A 761-nucleotide genomic window follows, 5' to 3' on the forward strand; every position below is an offset into this window, starting at 1 on the left:
TAATCATGACCACCCGTCAAACGGGTGGTTTGAACAAGGGCTATAAGCCCACATCACCAGCCAGCACCTAAAGATGCTGGCTTTCACTTTGTTCAAGCCTCACTGCTTTTGACTCGTCACTAGCCTCTTAAAGAGGCATTCGTACTACTTGCCATTATCCCTAAAGGGATCTTCATACTCTTTTACACTTAACTTATCAAGTGCTATATCATGTTTTTCCTGTTCTTGTATATATTTCTTAATTGTGGCTTCATTAAGTCCAACCGTACTTACATAATATCCCTCTGCCCAGAAATGACGATTGCCAAATTTATATTTGAGATTGGCGTGTTTATCAAACATCATAAGAGCACTCTTGCCTTTTAAATAGCCCATAAAACTTGATACACTTAACCTTGGAGGAATACTGACTAACATGTGAACATGGTCTGGCATCAGATGACCTTCGATAATTTCAACACCTTTATAACTACACAATCGTCGAAATATCTCTCCAAGACTACTTCGATATTGATTATAGATAATTTTTCGTCTATACTTAGGGGTGAAGACAATGTGGTATTTACACAACCACTTTGTATGTGATAAACTATGTGCCTTTTGCGCCATATTTTTCTCCTTTCGCTTTACAATAGGCTTGAACACCTTTATTGTATCGCGTTTGGAGTTCTTTTTTGGTATAACCTTCGTCGCGCACCCGCATAGCGGGTGGTTTATTTGTCACGCACCTTACGGAGCGTGACGGACTAAAAGTCACATAA

The 761-nt window shown here is 39.4% G+C and carries 1 protein-coding gene; it reads right to left on the bottom strand.

Translation table 11 applies throughout. The features are described from left to right. Positions 1 to 144 precede the first annotated feature (144 nt). Entirely contained in the window at positions 145 to 609 is a 465-nt protein-coding gene (gene tnpA, locus K6V48_RS11655) for an IS200/IS605-like element ISSsu4 family transposase (protein WP_029172398.1), read from the bottom strand. Positions 610 to 761 lie beyond the last annotated feature (152 nt).

Origin of the sequence: Streptococcus suis (assembly GCF_019794555.1) — a bacterium.
In the GTDB taxonomy this organism is placed as follows: domain Bacteria; phylum Bacillota; class Bacilli; order Lactobacillales; family Streptococcaceae; genus Streptococcus; species Streptococcus suis_AB.